Annotated in this window: 18 protein-coding genes; 7 read left to right on the forward strand and 11 right to left on the reverse strand. The window is 59.6% G+C overall.

Features of this window, described 5'->3' with window-relative positions:
- Nucleotides 1-18: 18 nt before the first annotated feature.
- The 6 genes from N2601_RS23595 to N2601_RS23620 all read right to left on the reverse strand — a co-directional run bounded on the left by N2601_RS23595 (nt 19) and on the right by N2601_RS23620 (nt 7,666).
- Nucleotides 19-957: a carbohydrate ABC transporter permease gene (locus N2601_RS23595; RefSeq protein ID WP_260305078.1), complete on the reverse strand. Its 939-nt coding sequence runs from the start codon at nt 955-957 to the stop codon at nt 19-21.
- Between the two features lie 76 nt (nt 958-1,033).
- Entirely contained in the window at nt 1,034-2,281 is a 1,248-nt protein-coding gene (locus N2601_RS23600; RefSeq protein WP_260305079.1) for an ABC transporter substrate-binding protein, read from the reverse strand.
- A 215-nt stretch (nt 2,282-2,496) separates the two neighbouring features.
- A complete protein-coding gene (locus N2601_RS23605; RefSeq protein ID WP_260305080.1) occupies nt 2,497-3,618 on the reverse strand; it encodes a Gfo/Idh/MocA family protein in 1,122 nt (373 codons plus the stop codon).
- Nucleotides 3,619-3,629: 11 nt separating this feature from the next.
- Nucleotides 3,630-4,559 (reverse strand): sugar phosphate isomerase/epimerase family protein, encoded by a 930-nt coding sequence (locus N2601_RS23610; RefSeq protein ID WP_260305081.1) that lies wholly within the window; start codon nt 4,557-4,559, stop codon nt 3,630-3,632.
- A 248-nt stretch (nt 4,560-4,807) separates the two neighbouring features.
- On the reverse strand, nt 4,808-5,842 hold the full coding sequence (locus N2601_RS23615) for a substrate-binding domain-containing protein (RefSeq protein WP_260305082.1): 1,035 nt from the start codon (nt 5,840-5,842) through the stop codon (nt 4,808-4,810).
- Between the two features lie 126 nt (nt 5,843-5,968).
- Nucleotides 5,969-7,666 (reverse strand): dihydroxy-acid dehydratase, encoded by a 1,698-nt coding sequence (locus N2601_RS23620; protein WP_260305083.1) that lies wholly within the window; start codon nt 7,664-7,666, stop codon nt 5,969-5,971.
- Between the two features lie 189 nt (nt 7,667-7,855).
- Between N2601_RS23620 and N2601_RS23625 the strand changes: the two genes are divergently transcribed.
- The 3 genes from N2601_RS23625 to N2601_RS23635 all read left to right on the forward strand — a co-directional run bounded on the left by N2601_RS23625 (nt 7,856) and on the right by N2601_RS23635 (nt 10,128).
- Nucleotides 7,856-9,049, forward strand: coding sequence for a Gfo/Idh/MocA family protein (locus N2601_RS23625; protein WP_260305084.1), 1,194 nt, complete (start codon nt 7,856-7,858; stop codon nt 9,047-9,049).
- 121 nt (nt 9,050-9,170) lie between these two features.
- Entirely contained in the window at nt 9,171-9,320 is a 150-nt protein-coding gene (locus tag N2601_RS23630) for a hypothetical protein (protein WP_260305085.1), read from the forward strand.
- Between the two features lie 142 nt (nt 9,321-9,462).
- Nucleotides 9,463-10,128 (forward strand): YiiX/YebB-like N1pC/P60 family cysteine hydrolase, encoded by a 666-nt coding sequence (locus N2601_RS23635; protein WP_260305086.1) that lies wholly within the window; start codon nt 9,463-9,465, stop codon nt 10,126-10,128.
- Nucleotides 10,129-10,184: 56 nt separating this feature from the next.
- On the opposite strand, the gene N2601_RS23640 is transcribed toward N2601_RS23635, so the two are convergent.
- From N2601_RS23640 to N2601_RS23655, 3 genes are all read right to left on the reverse strand, one after another.
- The gene (locus N2601_RS23640; protein ID WP_104826761.1) at nt 10,185-10,976 is read right to left on the reverse strand and encodes an HpcH/HpaI aldolase family protein; all 792 of its coding nucleotides are present in this window, start codon (nt 10,974-10,976) and stop codon (nt 10,185-10,187) included.
- Nucleotides 10,977-11,271: 295 nt separating this feature from the next.
- On the reverse strand, nt 11,272-12,864 hold the full coding sequence (locus tag N2601_RS23650) for a DHA2 family efflux MFS transporter permease subunit (protein ID WP_260305087.1): 1,593 nt from the start codon (nt 12,862-12,864) through the stop codon (nt 11,272-11,274).
- A gap of 27 nt (nt 12,865-12,891) precedes the next feature.
- Entirely contained in the window at nt 12,892-14,079 is a 1,188-nt protein-coding gene (locus tag N2601_RS23655) for an HlyD family secretion protein (RefSeq protein WP_445945037.1), read from the reverse strand.
- A 131-nt stretch (nt 14,080-14,210) separates the two neighbouring features.
- On the opposite strand from N2601_RS23655, the gene N2601_RS23660 reads away from it, so the two are divergent.
- The 3 genes from N2601_RS23660 (at nt 14,211) to N2601_RS23670 (ending at nt 15,686) form a co-directional block, all read left to right on the forward strand.
- The gene (locus tag N2601_RS23660) at nt 14,211-14,858 is read left to right on the forward strand and encodes a TetR/AcrR family transcriptional regulator (RefSeq protein ID WP_260305088.1); all 648 of its coding nucleotides are present in this window, start codon (nt 14,211-14,213) and stop codon (nt 14,856-14,858) included.
- A gap of 136 nt (nt 14,859-14,994) precedes the next feature.
- A complete protein-coding gene (locus N2601_RS23665; protein WP_104826765.1) occupies nt 14,995-15,240 on the forward strand; it encodes a type II toxin-antitoxin system Phd/YefM family antitoxin in 246 nt (81 codons plus the stop codon).
- A complete protein-coding gene (locus tag N2601_RS23670; protein ID WP_104826766.1) occupies nt 15,240-15,686 on the forward strand; it encodes a type II toxin-antitoxin system VapC family toxin in 447 nt (148 codons plus the stop codon). The genes N2601_RS23665 and N2601_RS23670 overlap by 1 nt, the downstream gene beginning before the upstream one ends.
- A gap of 5 nt (nt 15,687-15,691) precedes the next feature.
- On the opposite strand, the gene rhaI is transcribed toward N2601_RS23670, so the two are convergent.
- Complete coding sequence (gene rhaI / locus N2601_RS23675; protein WP_260305089.1) at nt 15,692-16,984, reverse strand: L-rhamnose catabolism isomerase; 1,293 nt, start codon at nt 16,982-16,984, stop codon at nt 15,692-15,694.
- Between the two features lie 239 nt (nt 16,985-17,223).
- A complete protein-coding gene (locus N2601_RS23680) occupies nt 17,224-19,320 on the reverse strand; it encodes a bifunctional rhamnulose-1-phosphate aldolase/short-chain dehydrogenase (RefSeq protein ID WP_260305090.1) in 2,097 nt (698 codons plus the stop codon).
- A 205-nt stretch (nt 19,321-19,525) separates the two neighbouring features.
- Between N2601_RS23680 and N2601_RS23685 the strand changes: the two genes are divergently transcribed.
- On the forward strand, nt 19,526-20,338 hold the full coding sequence (locus N2601_RS23685) for a DeoR/GlpR family DNA-binding transcription regulator (RefSeq protein WP_104826769.1): 813 nt from the start codon (nt 19,526-19,528) through the stop codon (nt 20,336-20,338).
- Nucleotides 20,339-20,361 lie beyond the last annotated feature (23 nt).

The following is a 20,361-nucleotide window of genomic DNA, read 5'->3' on the forward strand; positions in this document are numbered from 1 at the left end:
CGGAAGATGGCACTGTCATCAGTTCCCCCTCGGTTTTTCACGGAAATATTCGTAGTAGAGCCATGGCGTGACCAGGATGACCACGGTGATGAACATGACGGTCGAAGCTCCGGTCGCGAGACCGATATTGCCGCGGCCGAAGAGGTAATCCATGATGAATTTTCCCGGCACCTCGGTCGAGATCCCCGGCCCGCCGCCGGTCGTTGCCAGCACCAGTTCGTAAACCCTGACCACGGCAATCGCCAGAAGCACGCTGGCAGTGATGATGGTCGGTCTCAGGATCGGGATGACGATGTGAAGATAGACGCGCCATGCCGGTATGCCGTCGATGCGCGTTGCCTTCCAGAGTTCGCGATCGACGCCGCGCAATCCCGCCAGCATGATCGCCATCACCAATCCGGACGATTGCCAGATGCCGGCAAGCACGATGACGTAGAGCGCGAGGTTGCTTTGGACGATCCAATCGAAGCGAATCCAGGTGAACCCGATCGCGTCGGCGACCTTTTGCAGGCCGAGCGTCGGGTTCATGATCCACTGCCACACGAGCCCGGTGACGATGAAGGACATTGCGAAGGGATAGAGGAAGATCGTCCGGAACGTATTTTCGAACCGGACCTTTTGATCCAGCGCTACGGCAAGGAGAAAGCCAAGGATCAGGCAGCCGGCGATGAAGAGGATGCCGAAGAGAACGACATTTTGCAGCGACAATATCCAACGCGCCGTCGTGAACAGTCGTTCGTATTGCTTAGTGCCGACAAAGATGTTGACGGGCAATACCTTGCTGTCGGTGAACGATATCCAGATGTTCCAGATAACCGTCACGACATAGGCGAGCAAGACGATGATAAAGGCTGGGAACAGGGCAACATAGGCGGAAAGATGCCTCTTCTTCCTAGTGGCAGTCGTCCCGGCACCGGTCCCCGCGATGGTTCCCGCAGCAGTTTCGGGGGTACTCATGACCTCAGCTCCTCCTCAGCATTCATGGAAACCGGCGGCAGGTAGGACCTGCCGCCGCATGGATGTCGGATGAGGCTTACTTCGCCTGTTCGATGACCTGTGCGAATTGGTCGGCGAACTGGTCGGCCGTCATGCTCGGCGTCGTCCAATACTGGGCGACAAGGTCCTGCTCGGTCTGAACGATGTCCTGAGCGGTGAGCACATCCGGCGCCAGAATCTGCCGGCTCGGATCCTTGAGCGCCATCAGGCCCTTCTGGGCGCAGGCATCGAGCTTGGACGTGTCAACGTCGAGGCGGACCGGCACGGAGCCTTTCTTGGAGTTGAAGGCGAGCTGGCCTTCCTTGGACATGATCACAGTCGCAAGCAGCGTCTGTGCATCCGTCGCCGTCTTGTCCTTCAGGACCGGGAAGACGAAGATGTCGCCGCCCATCATGAAGTTGGATTCGCCCGGTCCGAGGATACAGCCGAAATCCTTATCGGCGACCATGTTGGCATGGATGAACTCGCCCTTGGCCCAGTCGCCCATGAACTGGATGCCGGCTTTTCCATCGATCAGCATGCCGGTTGCTACGTTCCAATCACGGTTCGGGCTGCCCGGGTCCTGATAGTTGCGCAGCTTGGCGAAGACTTCCGCCACATGCTTGAACTTGTCGGACTTGACGGCGTTGGTGTCGAGATCCTTCCAGACCTTGGCATAGAGTTCCTTGCCGCCTTCGCCGAGAAGGATGGCATTGAACATCAACTGGAGTTGCCAGGGCTGACCGCCAACGGCGACCGGGATCAGGCCGGCGGCCTTGATCTTGTCGAGCGCAGCAAACATTTCGTCCCAGGTTTTCGGCTCTTCAGTCACGCCTGCCTTGGCGAAAACCGGCTTGGAGTAGAACAGCCAGTTCTGGCCATGGTCGTTGATCGGTGCGCCATAAACATGCCCCTGGAACTGGATGGCATTATAGAAGGCCGGCGTCAGCGCCGATTTCCAGTCCTGCTCCTTGGCGAGATCGTCGAGCGGACGCAGCAGGCCCTGCTGTGCCAGGTCGTTCATCTGCGTGCCGGTGTTGAACTGCATCGCTGTCGGCGGATTGCCGCCGATGATGCGGTTGATGCCGATCGGACGTGCGGTCGAGCCGGACCCAGCGATCGCGGTGTCCACCCATTGGCCACCGGCGGCGTTGAATGCATTGGCCAGTTCCCGCACGGCTGCGGCTTCGCCACCGGATGTCCACCAGTGCAGGACTTCGGCTCTCTTCCCCTCAGCCTGAGCGCCGGTGACGCCCACTGCGATCAGCGCCGTGGCGCCAACCAATGCCATTAACAATCCACGCATATGCTCCTCCTCCTCTTGTGGCGTTCTTCTGAACGCCTGTATTTCAGCCGCCGCCGTCACAAGACCATCGGGTGCCGAATGCTGTCGTCCTCCAGAACCGCGCCGCCGGGCCTCCATTCCCTGCGGCGAACGGGCAATGCTTCCTCGGCATCGCCCGTTCGTCAAGCATGCAGTCTCAGAGGACTGCCAATTCTCCTAATTCTCTATAACCCAGCCTATGCGAAACGTCCCTCACTAATTGTGCGCGGGATCGGATCCGGACGGCCGCAACTGCTATGAATTGCAACCACCTTGCGCGACTGTGCCGAACGCTCGAAAGCGGTCATCACTTCCAATGCGTGGAAGGCGAGTTCCGAGGATACGCGATGCTGGCGCCCTGCGCGAAGCGAATCTACCATTTCGGCCGCGCCCAAACCACGCAGCCCGAGATGGCCCGGCACGCCTTCCGTATAGGGATGGTCGATGTGAATCTCTTCCCAGGCTTCACCGCCCTCGCGGAATATCTCAACCTTGCCGCTAAAATTATTCGGGTCCGGTGTTACCATGCTTCCCTCGGAGCCGTAAATCTCGATCTGATTGTGCTTGTGTTTGATGACATCGAAACTCGTGGCAATGGTGATCGTCGCGCCGCTGTGGAACTCCATCACACCGGTCAGATGCGTCGGCACCAGCACCTTGATCGTTTCGCCGCGGCGCGGATCGGTCTTCACCTCGCGTTCGATGCGGGTGATCTTGGCGGTGCCGAAAACTTCACGTACCGGACCGAGCAATGCGATCAGGTTGGTGACGTAATAGGGACCGACATCGAGCATCGGTCCGCCGCCGCGGCCGTAGAAGAAGGCCGGGTTCGGATGCCAATGCTCATGGCCGGGCAGAAGCAGCATGGCGGTGGCCGACACCGCCTTGCCGATGCGGCCCTCATCATACAGCCGGCGCGTCAACTGATGGCCACCGCCGAGAAACGTGTCGGGCGCACAGCCGAGGCGCAGGTCGCCGGCGCGAGCGATCGACATCAGCTCCTCGGCTTCCGACATGCTGATGCCAAGCGGCTTTTCCGAATAGACATGCTTGCCGGCAAGAAGCGCCTTCTTGCTGATCATGTAATGCGAGACCGGCGTCGTCAGGTTGATGATCAGGCCGATTTCCGGGTCGGCAAGCATGGCATCGAGTGAGACTGCCTCTATGCCGAATTGGGCGGCAAGCTTTTGTGCTGGCCCTTCATAAAGATCGTAGACCGATTTGACGCGGATGAAATCGAACATGTGCAGGGTTGCGACATAGGTGGCGCTGATGTTTCCAGCGCCGACGATGCCGACTTTCATGGGTGCGGTGCTCATGAATATGGCCTCTAGGAAATGGTAATGTTGAGTTCAGCGGCGGCGTCGCGCAGATAGTTCATGCCACGCCGCATCTCCTGATCGAATTCGGGTGTCGCCTCGCGGAAATGCGTCCAGTGCGACGCCCCGGGCGCATCCTCCAGCTCCAGCGTGATCGGACCGGAATAGCCGATCGCCTGCAGAGCGGCGAAGATCGCTTTCCAGTCGATCTTGCCGCGCCCCGGGCGCCAGTGAGCATTGGTATGGCCCTCATTGTCGGAGAAATGCGTGTTGAAGATGCGGTCGCCGAGCGCCAGCACGACATAGTGCGGCATGTCCCCGGCCGGAAAGAGGTGGCTTGGGTCGAAGTTCAGACCAAGGTTCGAAGCACCCGTGCGCTCGATCAACCGCAGCATGCCCTGGCCGGAACTGACCCAGCGATAAGGATGCGGCTCGATGGCGACGCGCAGACCAGCTGATCCTGCGATTTCGCAGGCCTTGGCGAAGCCATCGACGACGGCGTTGTATTCCGCCGTCCAGTCCCATTGCGGCTCAACGGCGGCCGTCCATTCCTGCGAGATCGGCCGCTGCAGGATCGGCTTGACGTCGGATTGGAATGGATAGGGCGTCATGCTGGTCATGATCGGCGCACCGATCTCCGCCACGATATCGACGCCGCGCTTGTAGCCGTCGAGATCGACGGTGGAAAAGGCGGCGCCCGCCTGGCGGCTGAAGGGCAAATTGAAAAAGAAATTGGTGAGCGTCAGCCCCTCATCCGCAGCGATCTCCTTCAGACCGCGGATTGTCGCCGGCGTATAATAGTCCAGCATATCGACCGACCAGGCGGTGAGCTCGAAACCCCTGCAGCCGGTACGCGCGAGCCGCTTCAGCGACGCCTCGTAGGGCGGGTTCCAGTTGAACGTCCAGATTGGCGATCCGAAAAAAAGCGAGCCGGCGCCCATGACATCCTCCCATGGAATGCGGTTGCCTGCGAGATACGAGGCTCCCGTTCTCTAGCTGACATTCTCTGCCGAACGGAGCCTTTTACTCCCTCCAATCAGCAATTCGTAACGTTACGAATGAGGGATGGCTGTAATTCTGTCAAGCAATCCTTTTCAGCCCATTAGGCATGGATTCTCCGGCGTCACCTGAAATGATAACGTTACGAATGGCTTCGACGGATCACTTGATGTTTGGAAGCGGATCGAAATTATGCAGAGAGCGCCTGGCTGTCGTGATCCACGAATTCCGCATGCACCAGTTCGCGCAGATTGCCCGGATCGTCACCGTCGATCGCGCGGTATAAGAGGGAGGCAAGGCGCTCCCCGATGATATAGTTGGAATAATAGAAGGCACTGAGCGGCGGATTGAAGAAATCATGCAACCGAGTGCCGCCGTAGGTGATCAATCCGAAATCCTTGCCCGCATGCCGGCCCGCCTTGCGCAGCCCGGCGAGGAAGCCGAGAGCGGCCTCTTCACTGGCGACAAAGGCGCCGGTCGCCTCCGGATGCCAGGCGACGATATTTTTCGCCAGCTCCTGGCCGCTGTCCGGCGTCGTTGCGGCAAAGTGAATAAGGTCGTCGGGAACGATGAGGTTGCGCGCCGTAAAGGTCTTGCTCCAGCCTTTGACGAATTGCAGGCTGTAAGTGAACTGGCTGGACGGCGCGATCAGAAGCGGCCGGTGATGGCCGGCATCGAGCAGCAGCCGCGCTGCTTCCGCACCGATCACCTCATGATCGAGATCAACGCTCGGGTGGACACTCAAGAGTTCGGTGCGCCCGAAGGTGACGAAGGGCGTGCCGACCTCCAGCAGATATTTGACGCGGTCGTCCTGCGGTCTCGTATGGGTAATGATGATGCCGTCGACAGAGCCCTCTTCGACGAGATCGCGAACCGTCGCCAAGGGATCGTCTGCCTGCAACTGCGGTACGACGGTCGTCCGGTAGCCGCAGCCCTTCATATGGCGCGACACGCCTTCCACCAGCGAGGCGACGACGATGTTCATCTCGCCTTCGCGCTCGAAGGGCAGCACGATGCCGATGGCATGGGTCTTGCCGGTGCGGAGATTGAGGCCGCCGAGATTTGGACGATAGCCAAGTTCGCCGGCTACCCGCTTCACCAGCTCGATGGTTTCGCGATTGACCTCAGGGCCTTCCTTCAGCGCGCGGCTGACGGTGGTGATCGACAGGCCAAGTGTGGTCGCGACCGTGCGCAACGTCACACGCTGACCCGCATCACGCCGCAAGCCGCGCCCTATCCCCGATCCCTGCATGCTGGACAAATCCCTTCGCTTCACTTCGCCTGCCCGACAATGCCCGCTGTCAAATGCGCGTGCAAGCACGGCCCTTGGGTCGTCAGGATGTCGCGATCTCTATTGATGGCTTTCCCCAATAAGAAAATCGAGATCGCAGCCGTCCTCGGCCTGGAGGACGTGCTTGTTGTAGAGGCCGAGCCAGCCGCGGGTCTCGGCAGGAGGCGCCGGCGTCGGATCGCGCTTGGCAAGCTCCGCCTCGTCGACCAACAGATCCAAACGCCGCTCCCTGACGCTGATGCGTATCAGGTCACCGTTGCGGACCAGCGCCAGCGGCCCGCCTGCCGCGGATTCAGGCGAAACATGCAGTACGATCGTCCCGTAAGCCGTGCCGCTCATGCGTGCATCCGAGATGCGCAGCATGTCCTTCACGCCCTTGCGCGCCAGCTTGGCCGGTATCGGCAGATAGCCAGCCTCCGGCATGCCAACGGCCTTCGGTCCGGCATTCTTCAGCACGAGAATATCGTCTTCCGTGACCTCGAGATCGGGATCGTCGATCCGCTCCGAAAGGTCCTTGAGCCCTTCGAAAACGACGGCGCGGCCGGTCTTTTCAAAGAGCCTCTCGTCGGCCGCCGCGCGCTTGAGGATCGCCCCTTTTGGCGCCAGGTTTCCGAACAGCGCCACGAGACCGCCGTCAGCGCGGATCGGCGTTTCGGTCGGGCGGATGATCTTATCGTCCACCCAGACATCATCATCGGGGACTAGCTCAGCAAGCGTTTCTCCCGTGACCGTGCGTGCCGATAGGTCGAGGTGATCACCAAGACGCTTCAGCAATGCGCCGACGCCGCCGGCGTAGAAGAAATCCTCCATATAGGCATCGCCCGTCGGCTTGAGATCGACGAGCACAGGCGTTGCAACGGACATCGCATTCAGCGCCTGCAGATCGACCTTCAGGCCGAGACGTCCCGCGATCGCCGCCAGATGGATGATGGCATTGGTCGAACCACCGATCGCGAGCAAGGTCTTCAGCGCATTGTCGATGCTCGCCTGGGTGACGGTCTCGCGAATGGTCGTTCCCGACGAAACCAAGCCCATTGCGGCAACACCCGTCGTTTCCGCTGCTCGCAGGCGATCGGCATGGACAGCGGGAATCGCTGCCGTTCCGGGTAACATCAGGCCCATTACCTCCAGCATGATTGCCATGCTGCTGGCCGTTCCCATCACCGCACAGGTGCCCGCGGTCGTCGCCAGGGCGCCTTCCACCGCATCGATCTGCCTGTCGTTCAGCTCACCGGCGCGATAGCGGCCCCAGAACCGGCGGCAATCCGTGCAAGCGCCGAGCCGCTCGCCTTGATAACGCGAGGTCATCATCGGCCCGGTGGACAGCACGATTGCCGGCTTGCCGGCGGAGGCCGCGCCCATTACCAGCGCTGGCAAAGTCTTGTCGCAGCCACCGACGAGCACGACGGCATCCATCGGCTGGGCGCGGACCATTTCTTCCACATCCATCGCCATCAGATTGCGGAAGACCATGCTGGTCGGATTGAGGAAGACTTCACCGAGCGAGGTCACGGGGAAATCGAGCGGCAGGCCTCCGGATGCCAGCACCCCGCGTTTGACTGCCTCCACCAGCTCCGGCACGTTGCGGTGACAATTGTTGAAGCCACTTGCCGTCCAGGTGATGCCGATGACCGGCTTTTCCAGCATGGTGCGCGAGTATCCCATCGAAGAGGCGAAGGAGCGGCGCAGATAGGCGGCAAAACGAGGATCGCCGTAATTGGTGAGACCGTTGCGGATACCTTTTCCCGGCTTGCTCATATCTGCCCTCCCTTTAGAAAAACGCGCCTGGATCGACCGGCTGCTATCCGTCGGATCGGTTTTCCCCGAACCCATATCTCATTGCCATATTGGCTGAGCTACATGCAAAATGTCGAGCGCGGCGCTGTGCTAATGTTAGGATTGCGCTATCTAATTTCTTTCATCGGTCAGCAGGAAAGGCGCGTTCCCATGTCGCAGGCTGTGGTTTTCAAACTTCTTGGCAGACGGGTGCGGCTCGGCCTGATCGGCGGTGCGCAGGGTTCGCTTATCGGTCCGGTGCATCGCACTGCCGCACGCCTCGACGATTGCTTCGATCTTGCGGCCGGCGTCTTCTCCTCCGATCCGGAGCGGTCGCTAAACTCCGCCCATGCCTTTGGCATCAAGCGCGGCTATGCCGATGTATGGAGCATGATCGAAGCCGAAACCCTGCGGGCTGACGGCATCGACGCGGTCGCCATCATGACGCCGAACGACAGCCATTATGAATATGCGGCTGCTGCTCTCGACGCCGGTCTTGACGTCATCTGCGACAAGCCGCTGACCAACGATTACGACAGCGCGCTAGCGCTCGCCCGCAAGGCCCATGACCGCGGCCGTATCCTGTCGCTCACCCATAATTATTCCGGCTATCCCATGGTGCGCGAGGCGCGTGCCACCGTCACCGGCGGCGAGATCGGCGCTCTCCGTCTCGTCAATGTCCGCTATGTACAGGGCTCGCTCAGCCGGCCTATCGAGGCCGACCCGGACAAGATGGCGCCCCGCACCAAATGGCGGCTCGATACGGCCAAAGGCGGCAAGAGCCATGTGCTTGGGGATATCGGCGTGCATGCCCATCAACTGATGAGCTTTGTTTGCGGTCGCCGCATCGCCGCAGTGCTTGCCGATGTCGGCCCATCGTTACCCGGCCGCACGGCACACGATACGGCGCAAGTGATCCTCAGATTCGATGACGGTACGCGAGGCCAGATGCTGGTGAGCAAGGTGGCGACCGGCGCGCAGAATGTCGTCAGCATCGAGGCTTATGGCGAAGACGGCGGCATCTCGTGGAACCAGGCCGAAGCCAACGATCTGCGCGTCATGCGGCTGAACCGCGCCGACGAGCTACGCACGCGCGGCCTTCCGAGCCTGCATCCGCATGCCCAGCGAGGCACCCGCCTGCCCACCGGCCACCCAGAAGCCTTCTTCGAAGCCTTCGCCAATATCTACACCGATTTCGCCGAACTGGTTGCCGCCCGCTTTGCCGGCGCCGAGCCTGACCCGCTGGCGGAACTGACGCCCAATGCCTGGACCGGCGTTGACGGCCTCGCCTTCATCGACGCCTGCCTGCAGTCGACGGCGACGGGAACGTGGGCTGACGTGGTCTACGAGCACGATCGGTATTGATGTCCGGATAGTGACTTTTCCATCCGGGTCCGCGCCACAGATTTCGATCCGCATTCCCCTCGCAATCGCACGAGAATTACATTAGACCCATCCGCATAAGTTGTATATTGAGGGGAATATAGTGGACAAATATACGAAGACGATTCTGACTGTGATCGCCGCCGCGCTGGTATTGATCGCATTGCAAAATTTTATCACGCCGGCACAAGCCGTCGGCGGTGGCTGCGGCTTTAACATGTACAATCCCTGCTATGTAAAAATCGCCCCCTGAAGGATCGCGACGACTCCATTGCGGCAATAATGATCCCTGCCGTGAGTTTCATGATTGGCCTTTTGCGCGCCATGTTTCAGCAGCAAAAGAGCCTTGGTAAAAGCGGCCTAATCGAGCGCTTTCAAACGGTTACGGGGATCGCATGAAGAAGTTGACGGCTATTGCGATCCTGTGCGTTTGTCTTGTCGTAGGAACGCTCTATGCCATGGCAGGCGGCGATTATCCGCCGCTCAAAGACGGCGATCTGATTTTTCAGACATCGACCAGTAACCAATCAAGCGCGATTATATTCGCCACTGGTTCTGCCTTTTCACACATGGGCATCATCAAAAACGACAATGGGGCAATCACGGTCATCGAGGCCGGGGCAAAGGTCAAGGAAACACCGCTGAAAACCTGGGTCAATCGCGGTTTGTTGAGACAGGTGGCGATCTATCGCGATCCGCGACTCACCCCCGAAACCGCACGACAGCTCCTGTCCTACGCCCGCACGCTCTACGGCAAACCCTATGACCTGTTTTTCTCGTTCAACAACGATGCGATTTACTGCAGTGAACTGCCCTATCTCACCTACAAGGCTGCGGGCATCGAGATCGGCAAGGTGCAGAAAATATCTGAGCTACACATCGACAACATGCTTGTCAGAAACCTGGTGCAGTCGCGGTGGCAGCGCGATAGCGAATGCACTGAGCGCGGCTACGATTTCGATCAGTGCTATAAATACATCCTCAATCAGAGCCTCGTCACTCCAGTGAGCATCGCCAATGATCCAAATCTCAGGATGATTTATTCGAACTACCCGCTGTGATGGGGTGTCCACCCCATCACCAAAGATCCTCGATGCCGAATTGGCTCCAATCCCGATCAGGAAGCCGCAACCTTGCGGGCAGCGGTAATTGCAGCGCGAGCACCGGCGCGGAGCTGTGCGGTTTCGGCGCCGGCAATGACGAGATCCAGGCCGAGCTTCAGGAATTGCCCGGCGCGTTCGCCGTCCGTGCCGAAGGCGCAGATCAGCTTGCCATAGGCGCGGCAACGCGCCACTGCATGCGCCAATGTCTGATCGATCGCGGCGCTGTCGGGCGCCAGACGCGCGCCATTCGAGAGCGCGATGGAGAGATCGGACGGGCCGATGAAGATGCCGTCGATGCCGTCGACCGCGAGGATTTCATCGATGGCATCGAGCGCCGCGCGGGTCTCGACCATGGCGATGGTGACAGTCAGGCCGTTGGCGCCCTGCAGATACTCGTCAGCAGCGATGCCGAAATGATTGAGCGCGAGCGAAGGTCCCCAGCTCCGTTCGCCGAGGGGCGGATATTTCGTTGCTTTCACTAGAGCACGGGCGTCATCGGCGGAATTGATCATCGGCGCGATGATGGCGGAGGCACCGGCATCGAGCAGCCGCGACGCTGACGCGAAATCGCCGACCGGGATGCGCGCGATTGCCGGCTTGCCGGCCAGGCGCACCTGCGCAATGCCGTTCGCCGCGGAGGCCATGTCCCACATTCCATGCTGCATATCGAGGACGATGGCGTCGAAAGCTTCCTGCGAGAGATGATTGACCAGCAGCGGATCGGGCGTGCCGATCCAGGCTGAGATCATGCCGCCATTTTCCCGGCGCTTCAGGCGACCCGCGAAACCGTCGATATCAGTGGTCATAATGATTTTCCTCAATTACCAAGCCCGCTGAGGGCGAGATATTTCACTTCAAGATATTCTTCCATGCCCTCTTTCGAGCCTTCGCGGCCGAACGGGCGACAGGCATGGAAATAATATCTTCGTTGATGCCGACAATACCGGATTCCCGCGCCTCGGCTACCCGAAAGATGCGCGCGACGTTGCGCGGATAGGAAAACTCACCATTGGTCTGCGGCTATCTTACAACTGCGACCGCGGCAAGCTGGGGTAGCTTGTCGCGGTCCAATATTTCGCTGCCCAGCAATGGGCGACCGTATCAATGAGCCCCTGCCCCGCCGCCGGGCTGCGGTTTGCGGGCAAAAAGCGTGGCGATTGCGGCGGTCGCCAAGAGGATGCCGATGACGGCGAAGGTGTCGCTGAAGCCCATGATCAGTGCTTGCCGCTTGATGATGCTGCCGAGGGCGACCGTTGCTTTCTGCGCGGCAAGGGCATGATCCGAAACGCCGTGCGACAGGAAATAATTGGTCGTCTGCGTCAGCCGCTCCCTCACCTCATCGCGCGCCAGCGTCACAGACTGGCCGATGATGTTGGAATGGAACTGCTCGCGCTTGGTGAGCACGGTGCCGAGCGTTGCCGTTCCGACCGCGCCGCCGAGATTTCGCAGCATGTTGGTCAAGCCGGATGCGGCGGCGGCATCGGCAGGTGCGATACCGGCGGTGGTGATCGCCGTAATCGGTGTGATGACCATGGCCTGCCCGATAGCGCGCACGATATTCGGTATCCAGAACTGATCACCCGCGGTGTCGGCGGAAAGCGTCACGTTCATGAAGCAGCTTATGGCAAAGATGGCGATACCGAGGAAGCCGATATAGCGGACGTCGAAGCGCTTCATCATCACCGGAACCAGCGGAATGAGGATGAGTTGCGGCAAGCCGGTCCAGGCGAGCACGTTGCCGATCTGCTCGGCATTGTAACGCTGCACCTGGCCGAGATATTGCGGCAGGATATAGACCGAGCCGAAGAGCGCGAAGCCGACCAGCACGTTGACGAGAACGCCGATGCCGAAATTGCGTTGCTTCAAAAGCCGCAGCTTCACCAGCGGATTCTGAATGGTCAACTCTATCCAGATGAAGGCGCTGAGCGAAACGACAGCGATAGTGCTGAGCTTCAGAATGAAGGGCGAGGAGAACCAGTCATCCTTATTGCCCTCCTCGAGCACGGTCTGTAGCGCCGAAAGCCCGATTGCCATCGTCACGATGCCAGCCCAGTCGCCGTGCTTCAGAAGGCCAAGTTGCAGCGGCCCCTTCTCGAGTGTCAGAGCAAGGGCGATCGCCATGATGGCGCTCGGCAGGGCATTGATGAAGAAGATTGTCTGCCAGCCGTAATTCTCCGTCAGATAACCGCCGATGGTAGGGCCGATGGCAGGAGCAACCGTGACCGATAGCGCGAAGATCGCAAGGCCCGTCGGCTGCTGTGCCTTGGGTAGCTTGGTGAGGATCATCGTGAAGGCCATCGGGATCAGAACGCCGCCGGCAAAGCCCTGCAGCCCGCGCAGCACGATCATCGTCCCGAGATCATGCGCGAAGGCACAGGCGATCGAGAGCAGCGGGAAGAGGATCGAATTCACTAGGATATAGCGGCGAAACGAGAAGACGTTGCTGAAAAAAGCCGTCAGCGGGATGACGACGATTTCGCCGATCAGATAGGAGGTCGATATCCAGGCACCGTTATCGACGCCCGTGCCGATGCCGCCTTCGATATCGAGAAGCGAGGCATTGGTGATCTGGATGTTGAGGATCGCCATGAAGGCGCCGATCATGCCGGCGAGTACGGCGATCCATTCCCTGGTGCTGGCCTTCGCGCTTGGCTGCGGGATGGCGATGGCGGTGGTGGCTGCGATAGTGGACATGGCTCAATACTCCTCATCCTTCACCGTTCATGCGCCGTGGCTCTGGTCGGCCGTCTTGATGTCGATGCTCGGCTGCACCGACATGCCGGGGCGCAGATCGCCGGAGGCGGCGCTATCGCCATCGAGGACGATCTTGACCGGGATGCGCTGCACGACCTTGGTGAAATTACCCGTGGCATTGTCCGGCGGCAGCAGCGCGAATTCCTGGCCGCTCGCGGGCGCCAAGCTGTCGACATGACCGTGATAGACGCGGCCGGGGAACATATCGACTTCGATGTCGACCGGCTGGCCGGCATGCACGTCGGTCAACTGCGTCTCCTTATAATTCGCAACGATATAGGCGGCCGACGTCGGGACCACCGACATCAACTGCGTGCCGGCCTGCACATATTGGCCGACGCGGAGCGTGCGGTTGCCGATGACACCATCGAGCGGTGCGACGATCGTCGTATAGGACAGATTGAGCTCCGCCTGGCTCTGGACGGCCTGGTCGTGGGCAAGGGTCGCCCTGGCTTGCGCCAATTGCGCCTTCAACAGATCGACCTGCTTGATGGTCCCGGCAAGCGATGCCGTATCGCGGTCGATCGCGGCCCGGGCGGCGGCGATCTGCGAGGCGGCCTGTTGTGCGGTTTGCACCGGCGCATAGCCGTTGACCGATAGGCTTGCATAACGCTTGTCGTTCTGCTCCGCGAAGGTCTCGTTGGCCTTGTCGACATCGACGGTCGCCTGGGCGGCCGCGATCAATGATTGCTGCATGTCGAGAGAAGCCTGCTTGGCCTCGACGTCGGCTTGAGCGGCGGCAACATCGGCCTTGGCCTGATCAAGCGCCGTCTTGAAATCGCGGTCGTCGATACGGGCCAGTACCTGCCCCGCCTTGACCGTCTGATTGTCGTTGACGACGACGCCAGTAATATAGCCGGAAATCTTCGGCGCGATGGCGCTGTTATCGGCTTGCACATAGGCATCGTCGGTCGATACCTGGAAACGGCCGACCGTCCAGTAGTTATGACCGTAATAGGCGGCGGCTGCGATAACGGCGAGTGCCGTGGCGCCGAGCAGGAACGACTTGCCCCGCTTCTTCGCCGCCGGCTTTTCCTCGCTGGCAATACGCATCAGTTCGACCGTCACATCCGGTTTGCCGGCATCCATGGTCGATGCTTCGGCAACCGGTGCCTGCTTGCTCGCATTCAATACATGAACCTTGTTTTCCACTATCGTCTCTCCTGATGGCCGATCGTCTTGGAGGTACATGCCCGCAAAAATTCTCGGCCGCACATTTAGGAAACTTATTGTTTTCCAAAATATGCGCTGTAAAATGGAAGTCAACAGGAATTTGGAAAATTGTCATGGTCGAAATTCAAATAAATGAGAAGCGCTCCCGCGGCCGACCCCAGCTTCGCTGCGACGACGATACGAAGAGCCTGATCATCGAGGCAGCCGATACGCAATTTCGGGAAAACGGCTATGCGGCCGCGAGCATCAACGCGATCGCCCAATCCGCCGGCGTCTCGACCAAGACGCTCTATCGGCTGTTTCCGACCAAGGCAGACCTGTTTTCGAGCATCGTTTCCGACCGTATCGGCCGGTTTTTCCTGGCGCTGGACCAGTCGACGCTGGCGACGATGGATTTGCGGCAGGGCCTGGAGCGACTGCTGACGGCCTATGGCATGCTGACGATGTCGGACGATACGATCGACATTATGCGTCTCGTCATCGCCGAATCGGACCGCTTTCCGGAAATCGCCACATCCTTCTATGAGACGGCCATCGTTGGCTCGAATGCCATCATGGAGAAATGGTTGACGATGCAATGCGAACGTGGGCTCATCCGTCTGGAGGACCCCCATATGGCTTCCGGCATGCTGCGTGGCATGATGATTATGGAGCCACAGCGCGCCGCCATCCTGCGCCAACTCCCCCCTCCGAACATCGCGGAGATCACCCGGCGGGCACGCATTTGCGCCGAGGTGTTTCTCAAGGGTTGCCAGGTTTGATTGGCATCAACCTTCAATAACCACCGGCATCCTTATGCGCGGAATTGACATGATTCCAGGGCTGCAGCTGATGATGCATTGACGAAACTCTAAGCCACTCCTACAATATGACTACTGTAGTCATATTGGTGATCCCATGAAGGAAATTCAGCTCAAGGATGCGAAAGCAACGCTTTCTGCTGTGGTCGATGATGCTCTCAGCGGCAATCCAGCGGTCATTACTCGCCATGGCGAGCGCACCGCGGTCATCATCTCTTATGACGAATATCAAAAATTGAAGCAGGTTCCGTCCTTTGGTTGGTTACTCACCAATGCACCACTTGAAGACGACGACCTGCCAGTGCGCAAGCCGGGCCGGCTGCTACGCGATGATGATATCTAATGTATCTTCTGGATACGAATATCATCTCCGCGACATCGCCATTGCGCGCGCAAGATTTACTATCGCAGGCGGTTCGGGCATGGATTGCAGCCCATGCCCATCAGTTTTACCTCTCCACCGTGACTGTCGCCGAAATAGAAACAGGGATTGCGAAAGCCCGTCGGATGGGCGCGTCCAAGAAAGCTGAGCTGCTTGGCGAGTGGCTTGAACTCACTCTCCATCTTTACGGCGACCGCATCCTACCGCTCGATACAGAAACTGCCCGCATCGCGGGCCGACTATTCGACCAGGCGGTAGGACGGGGCGGAGATCCAGGTTTCGAAGATGCTGCGATTGCCGCAACAGCACTGCGACACGATTACACGGTTCTCACCCGAAACCTAAGGCATTTCCGGCTGATGGATGCGCGCTCGCTCGATCCGTTCGCGAATCCACCGGAAGTATAGGCTCTTTAGATAATTCCGCCCCCGCCTGCCGCCGAGGCTGGGCGTTCGCTTGCAACCTTCTTCCGATAGCCGCTTGCCCGGTAAGCCGCCACGGGATCGATGGCGCCGCCGGTGCGGCGGCGGGCTTCCGCAAGGATGGGCTCGACATCGGCGCGGTAAGCGCGCTTCAGGGTTTCGGAGGCCATCAGGGCGTCGTTGGAGTCTTGATAGTCCGCCAATGCCCGACGATCGACGATCAATGCCTGCGCATAGGCACGGCGGATTTCGTTGGCGCTGGAAATCAGGCTTTCGATCGGATCGGTGACATTGTGCGACTGGTCGATCATGTGGGCCGGATGGAATCCTTTTACCCCGCGATGCTCGGCGTCGACCAGTTCATTGAAAACCAGGAACAAGCGATAAGGCTCGATCGCGCCGGCGTCGAGATCGTCGTCGCCATATTTCGAATCGTTGAAGTGGAAGCCGCCGAGCTTGCCGAACTGGATGAGGCGCGCGACGATCATCTCGATATTGGTATTCGGCGCGTGGTGACCGAGGTCGACGAGGCAGTAAGCCTTTGGCCCAAGCGTCTGGGCGATCAGATAGTTTGTGCCCCAGTCCTGCACCACGGTCGAATAGAAGGCCGGCTCGTACATCTTATGCTCGGAAAACAGCCGCCAGTCATCCGGCAAGGCGTTATAGATCTCCGCCATTGCGGCGAGGTAACGCTCAAACGCCTTGGTGAAATTGCTCTGGCCGGGGAAGTTGGAACCGTCACCGATCCAGACCGTCAGCGCCTTCGAACCGATCGCCTTGCCGATCTCGATGCATTCCAGATTGTGCTCAACCGCCTGGGCGCGGGTCGCTGCGTCAACATGGCTGAGCGAGCCGTATTTGTAGGAATGTGGCTGGCCGGGAGCATCGGAGAAAGTATTGGAATTCATGGCATCGAAGCCGAGGCCGAGCGCATCGCCCTTGGCCTTCAATTCCTTTGCATCGGCTTTGTCCCAGGGAATGTGCAGCGAGACGGTCGGCGTCGCCCGCGTCAACTGATGGATGACGGCGCAATCATCGAGCTTGTCGAAAATGCCGCGTGGTTCGCCGGTACCGGGAAAGCGGGCAAAGCGTGTACCGCCGGTGCCGACACCCCAGGAGGGCACGGCAACGAAGAATTCCGAGACCTTTTTCGTTACGGCCTCGATATCGACGTCGCGACGCGCGAGCGTGGCGCCTAGCGCTTCATAATCAGATTTCAGCGCAGCAGCGCGCTTGTCGTTTTCCGCAGCGACCAGATCCGGCGCAATTCTGAACTCGGCCATTCTTTCCTCCCAGGTATGTTATTCGAAATGTTACGGTGCGTTCATCCTGCAAGCCATCATCCGCCCTCGCCCTTCGAGGGCCCTATGGGGCCACCTCAGGGTGAGGGCTGATCTCCCCGTCAGTTCGGCGCAATCGTTACCCCACCCTCATGGTAAGGTGCGCTGCCGCAAGAGCGAAGCGAGCGCGGCAGGGCCTCGAACCACGATGGTGGCGCCGAGGGCCGCCACCGCCTCGCCAACTATCGCGTAAAACTCTGTGCGTTGCCGGCATCAACATTGATGATGTTGCCGGTCGACTTGGCGGAGAGGTCAGAGGCGAGGAAATAGATAGCCTCTGCAATATCTTCCGGGAAAACGTTGAGCTTCAGCATAGAGCGCTTGCGGTAATGTTCTTCCAAGTCGTCCACCTCGATCTTCGAAGAGGCGGCACGCTGTTCGCGCCATTCGCCGTTCCAAATCTTGGAGCCGCGCAGGACGGCGTCGGGGTTGACCGTGTTGACGCGAATGCCCGCCTCCGCACCCTCGAGCGCCAGGCAGCGGGCCAGGTGGATTTCGGCGGCCTTGGCGGTGCAATAGGCGGCCGCATTCGGCGACGAGGCAAGGCCATTCTTGGAGGCGACGAAGACGACGTTGCCGCCGAGATTCTGACGCCGGAACAGCCGGAAAGCTTCACGCGAGACGAGGAAATAGCCGGTGGCGAGGATGTCGATATTGCGGTTCCACATCGAAAGCTCCGTGCTTTCGATCGGCGCAGAGGAAGCAATGCCGGCATTCGAAACGAGAATATCGATGCCGCCGAATTCGACGCAGGCTTCCGCGAAGGACGAAATCACTGCGTCCTCCTTGGTCACATCAAGCTTGACACTGCGTACAGAGTCCGCGCCGTATTTCTTGGCGAAATCCTCCTGCGTGCTCTCAAGTGCCGATTGATCGATGTCTGCCAGCACCACGCAGGCGCCCTCGCCCACCAGACGCGCCGCTGTGGCGCGGCCGATGCCGCCGGCGCCGCCTGTGACGAAAGCCACGCGACCGGCTAGGCTCTTCGGCTTCGGCATGCGCTGCAGCTTCGCTTCTTCCAGCAGCCAATATTCGATATCGAAGGCTTCCTGCTCGGGCAGGCCCTGATATTCGGATACGGTCGAGGCGCCGCGCATGACGTTGATGGCGTTGACGTAGAACTCGCCGGCAATGCGCGCCGTTGCCTTGTCGCGGGCAAAGGAGAGCAGACCGACGCCCGGCACCAGGAAGATTACTGGGTTCGGATCGCGCATGGCAGGCGAATTGTCATGCTTGCAGTCATTGTAATAGCGGGCGTAGTCGGCGCGGTAGTCCTCCAGCGCCTGATCGAGACCGGCGATGACGGCGTCTGCGTCGGGTTTCGCCGGATCGAAGTCGACGATAAGCGGGCGGATTTTGGTGCGCAGGAAATGGTCCGGGCAACTCGTGCCGAGCGCACCGAGCGGACGGAGATTGTTCGAATTGACGAATTCAAGCACGGCGTCCTGATCGTCGAAATGACCGAGCTTGCGCTCCGCCTTGCCGATGCGACCGCGGATTTCCGGCATGAGCTTGGCGGCAATCGCGCGGCGTTCGGTCTGCGGCAGGCTCTGGATGACTACGCCGCCGAAAATGGTCTTACCTTCAGTCTTCGCCGCAAACCATTGAATTGCTTTGTTGATGATCGCAAGCGTCAGTTCGTAGCAGCCCTTGGCGTCATTGGCCCAGGTGAAGAGGCCGTGGCTTTCGAGAACGACGCCCTTGGCATTCGGATGCGCCTTGACGAAGGCTTCGAGATCGAGGCCGAGCTGAAAACCGGGGCGCCGCCATGGCAGCCAGCCGATGTCTTCACCGAAGATTTCGCGGGTCAGCTCGCGGGAATTTTTGGAAGCCGCGATCGCGATGATCGCGTCGGGATGCATGTGGTCGACATGGGTAAAAGGCACGAAACCGTGCAACGGCGTGTCGATGGAAGCGGCGCGGGCATTGAGGTTGAAGGTGCAATGCGGCAAGAAGCCGACCATGCGGTCCTCGTCGGCAACGCCCTTGTAGATGCCCTTCAGGCTGTCGAGCTTGTCCTGATAAAGCGTGGCAAAACCGTCGAGCTTGATGGTCCCGACATCACCGCCGGAGCCCTTAACCCACAGCACCTTCACTTTTTCTCCGCTCAGCGGATCGGTTTCCATGACCTTGGCCGATGTGTTGCCGCCACCGTAATTGGTGATACGCTTGTCAGCACCGAGCAGATTCGACCGGTAGAGCAGCTTGCCCGGCTCATCGAGGCCGGCCGCATATGCATCATCCCAACGGTTTTCCAGAAGCTGAACACCAGCCGCCATGTCATCCTCCCATAAGATCATCTCTTGCGGACGGTCTAAAAGATGCTCAAACCGCCCTTGTTAATCACGATATCGCTCACGGATAGTCGCTTTGTCAATCGAAAACGATCATAATTGATAATGCTGCGATGCAATATGAAAGTTTTTGAGCGTTTGTGATTGACACTTTGTCACATTTGCGAAATAACCCGAGAAGGAGGAGCCGATGCACGAACGTGAACGCCATCGCATCATTTTGAGCGCCGTACAGGAAAAGCCCGTGGTGACGATTCAGGATATTTCCGAATTGACCGAGGCCTCCGAAGCGACGATCCGCCGTGATATTGCGGCCCTGCATGTGCAGGGAAAGATCCGGCGCGTGCGTGGCGGGGCGGAATCGATCCATCCTCCGCAGCTCGGCAATCTCGCCGGCCGCCCCTTCCGAGTTTCGGAAGGCGTCAATATCGATAAGAAACGCGCAATTGCGCGCAAGGCCGCTGAATTATGCAGTCAGGGCGACGCCATCATCATCAATGGCGGCACGACCACATTCCAGCTTGTCCACTACATCTCGGCTTATCGGCTGCAGGTGATGACCAATTCCTTCGCCATTGCCGAACATCTGGTGAAGCACTCGAAGAACACGGTAACGATTCCGGGCGGCGCGATCTATCGCGAGCAGAGCCTGATCCTGTCACCCTTTGACAATGATACGACCCGGAACTTCTATGCGCGGCGCATGTTTATCGGCGCGCAAGGCGTTGGTCCGCTCGGCGTCATGGAAGCCGACGCGCTGGTTATCCAGAGCGAGCAGAAGCTGATGCGCCAGGCCGACGAGCTGGTCGTGATGGTCGATTCCAGCAAGTTCCGTCAGCGCTCCAGCCTGATCCTGTGCCCACTTGAGCAGGTAACGACCATCATCACCGATGACGGCGTGTCGGCGGAGACTGTACGCATGATCGAGGATGCCGGCGTGTCGCTGATTATCGCGAGCGTCACGGCGCAGGCCGAGAGGGAGGATTCCCCGTCCGTCGCATGAGATGCGCGGCTGTGGCGGGGTGA

Source organism: Rhizobium sp. CB3060 (genome assembly GCF_025200735.1).
Classification (GTDB): Bacteria; Pseudomonadota; Alphaproteobacteria; order Rhizobiales; family Rhizobiaceae; genus Rhizobium.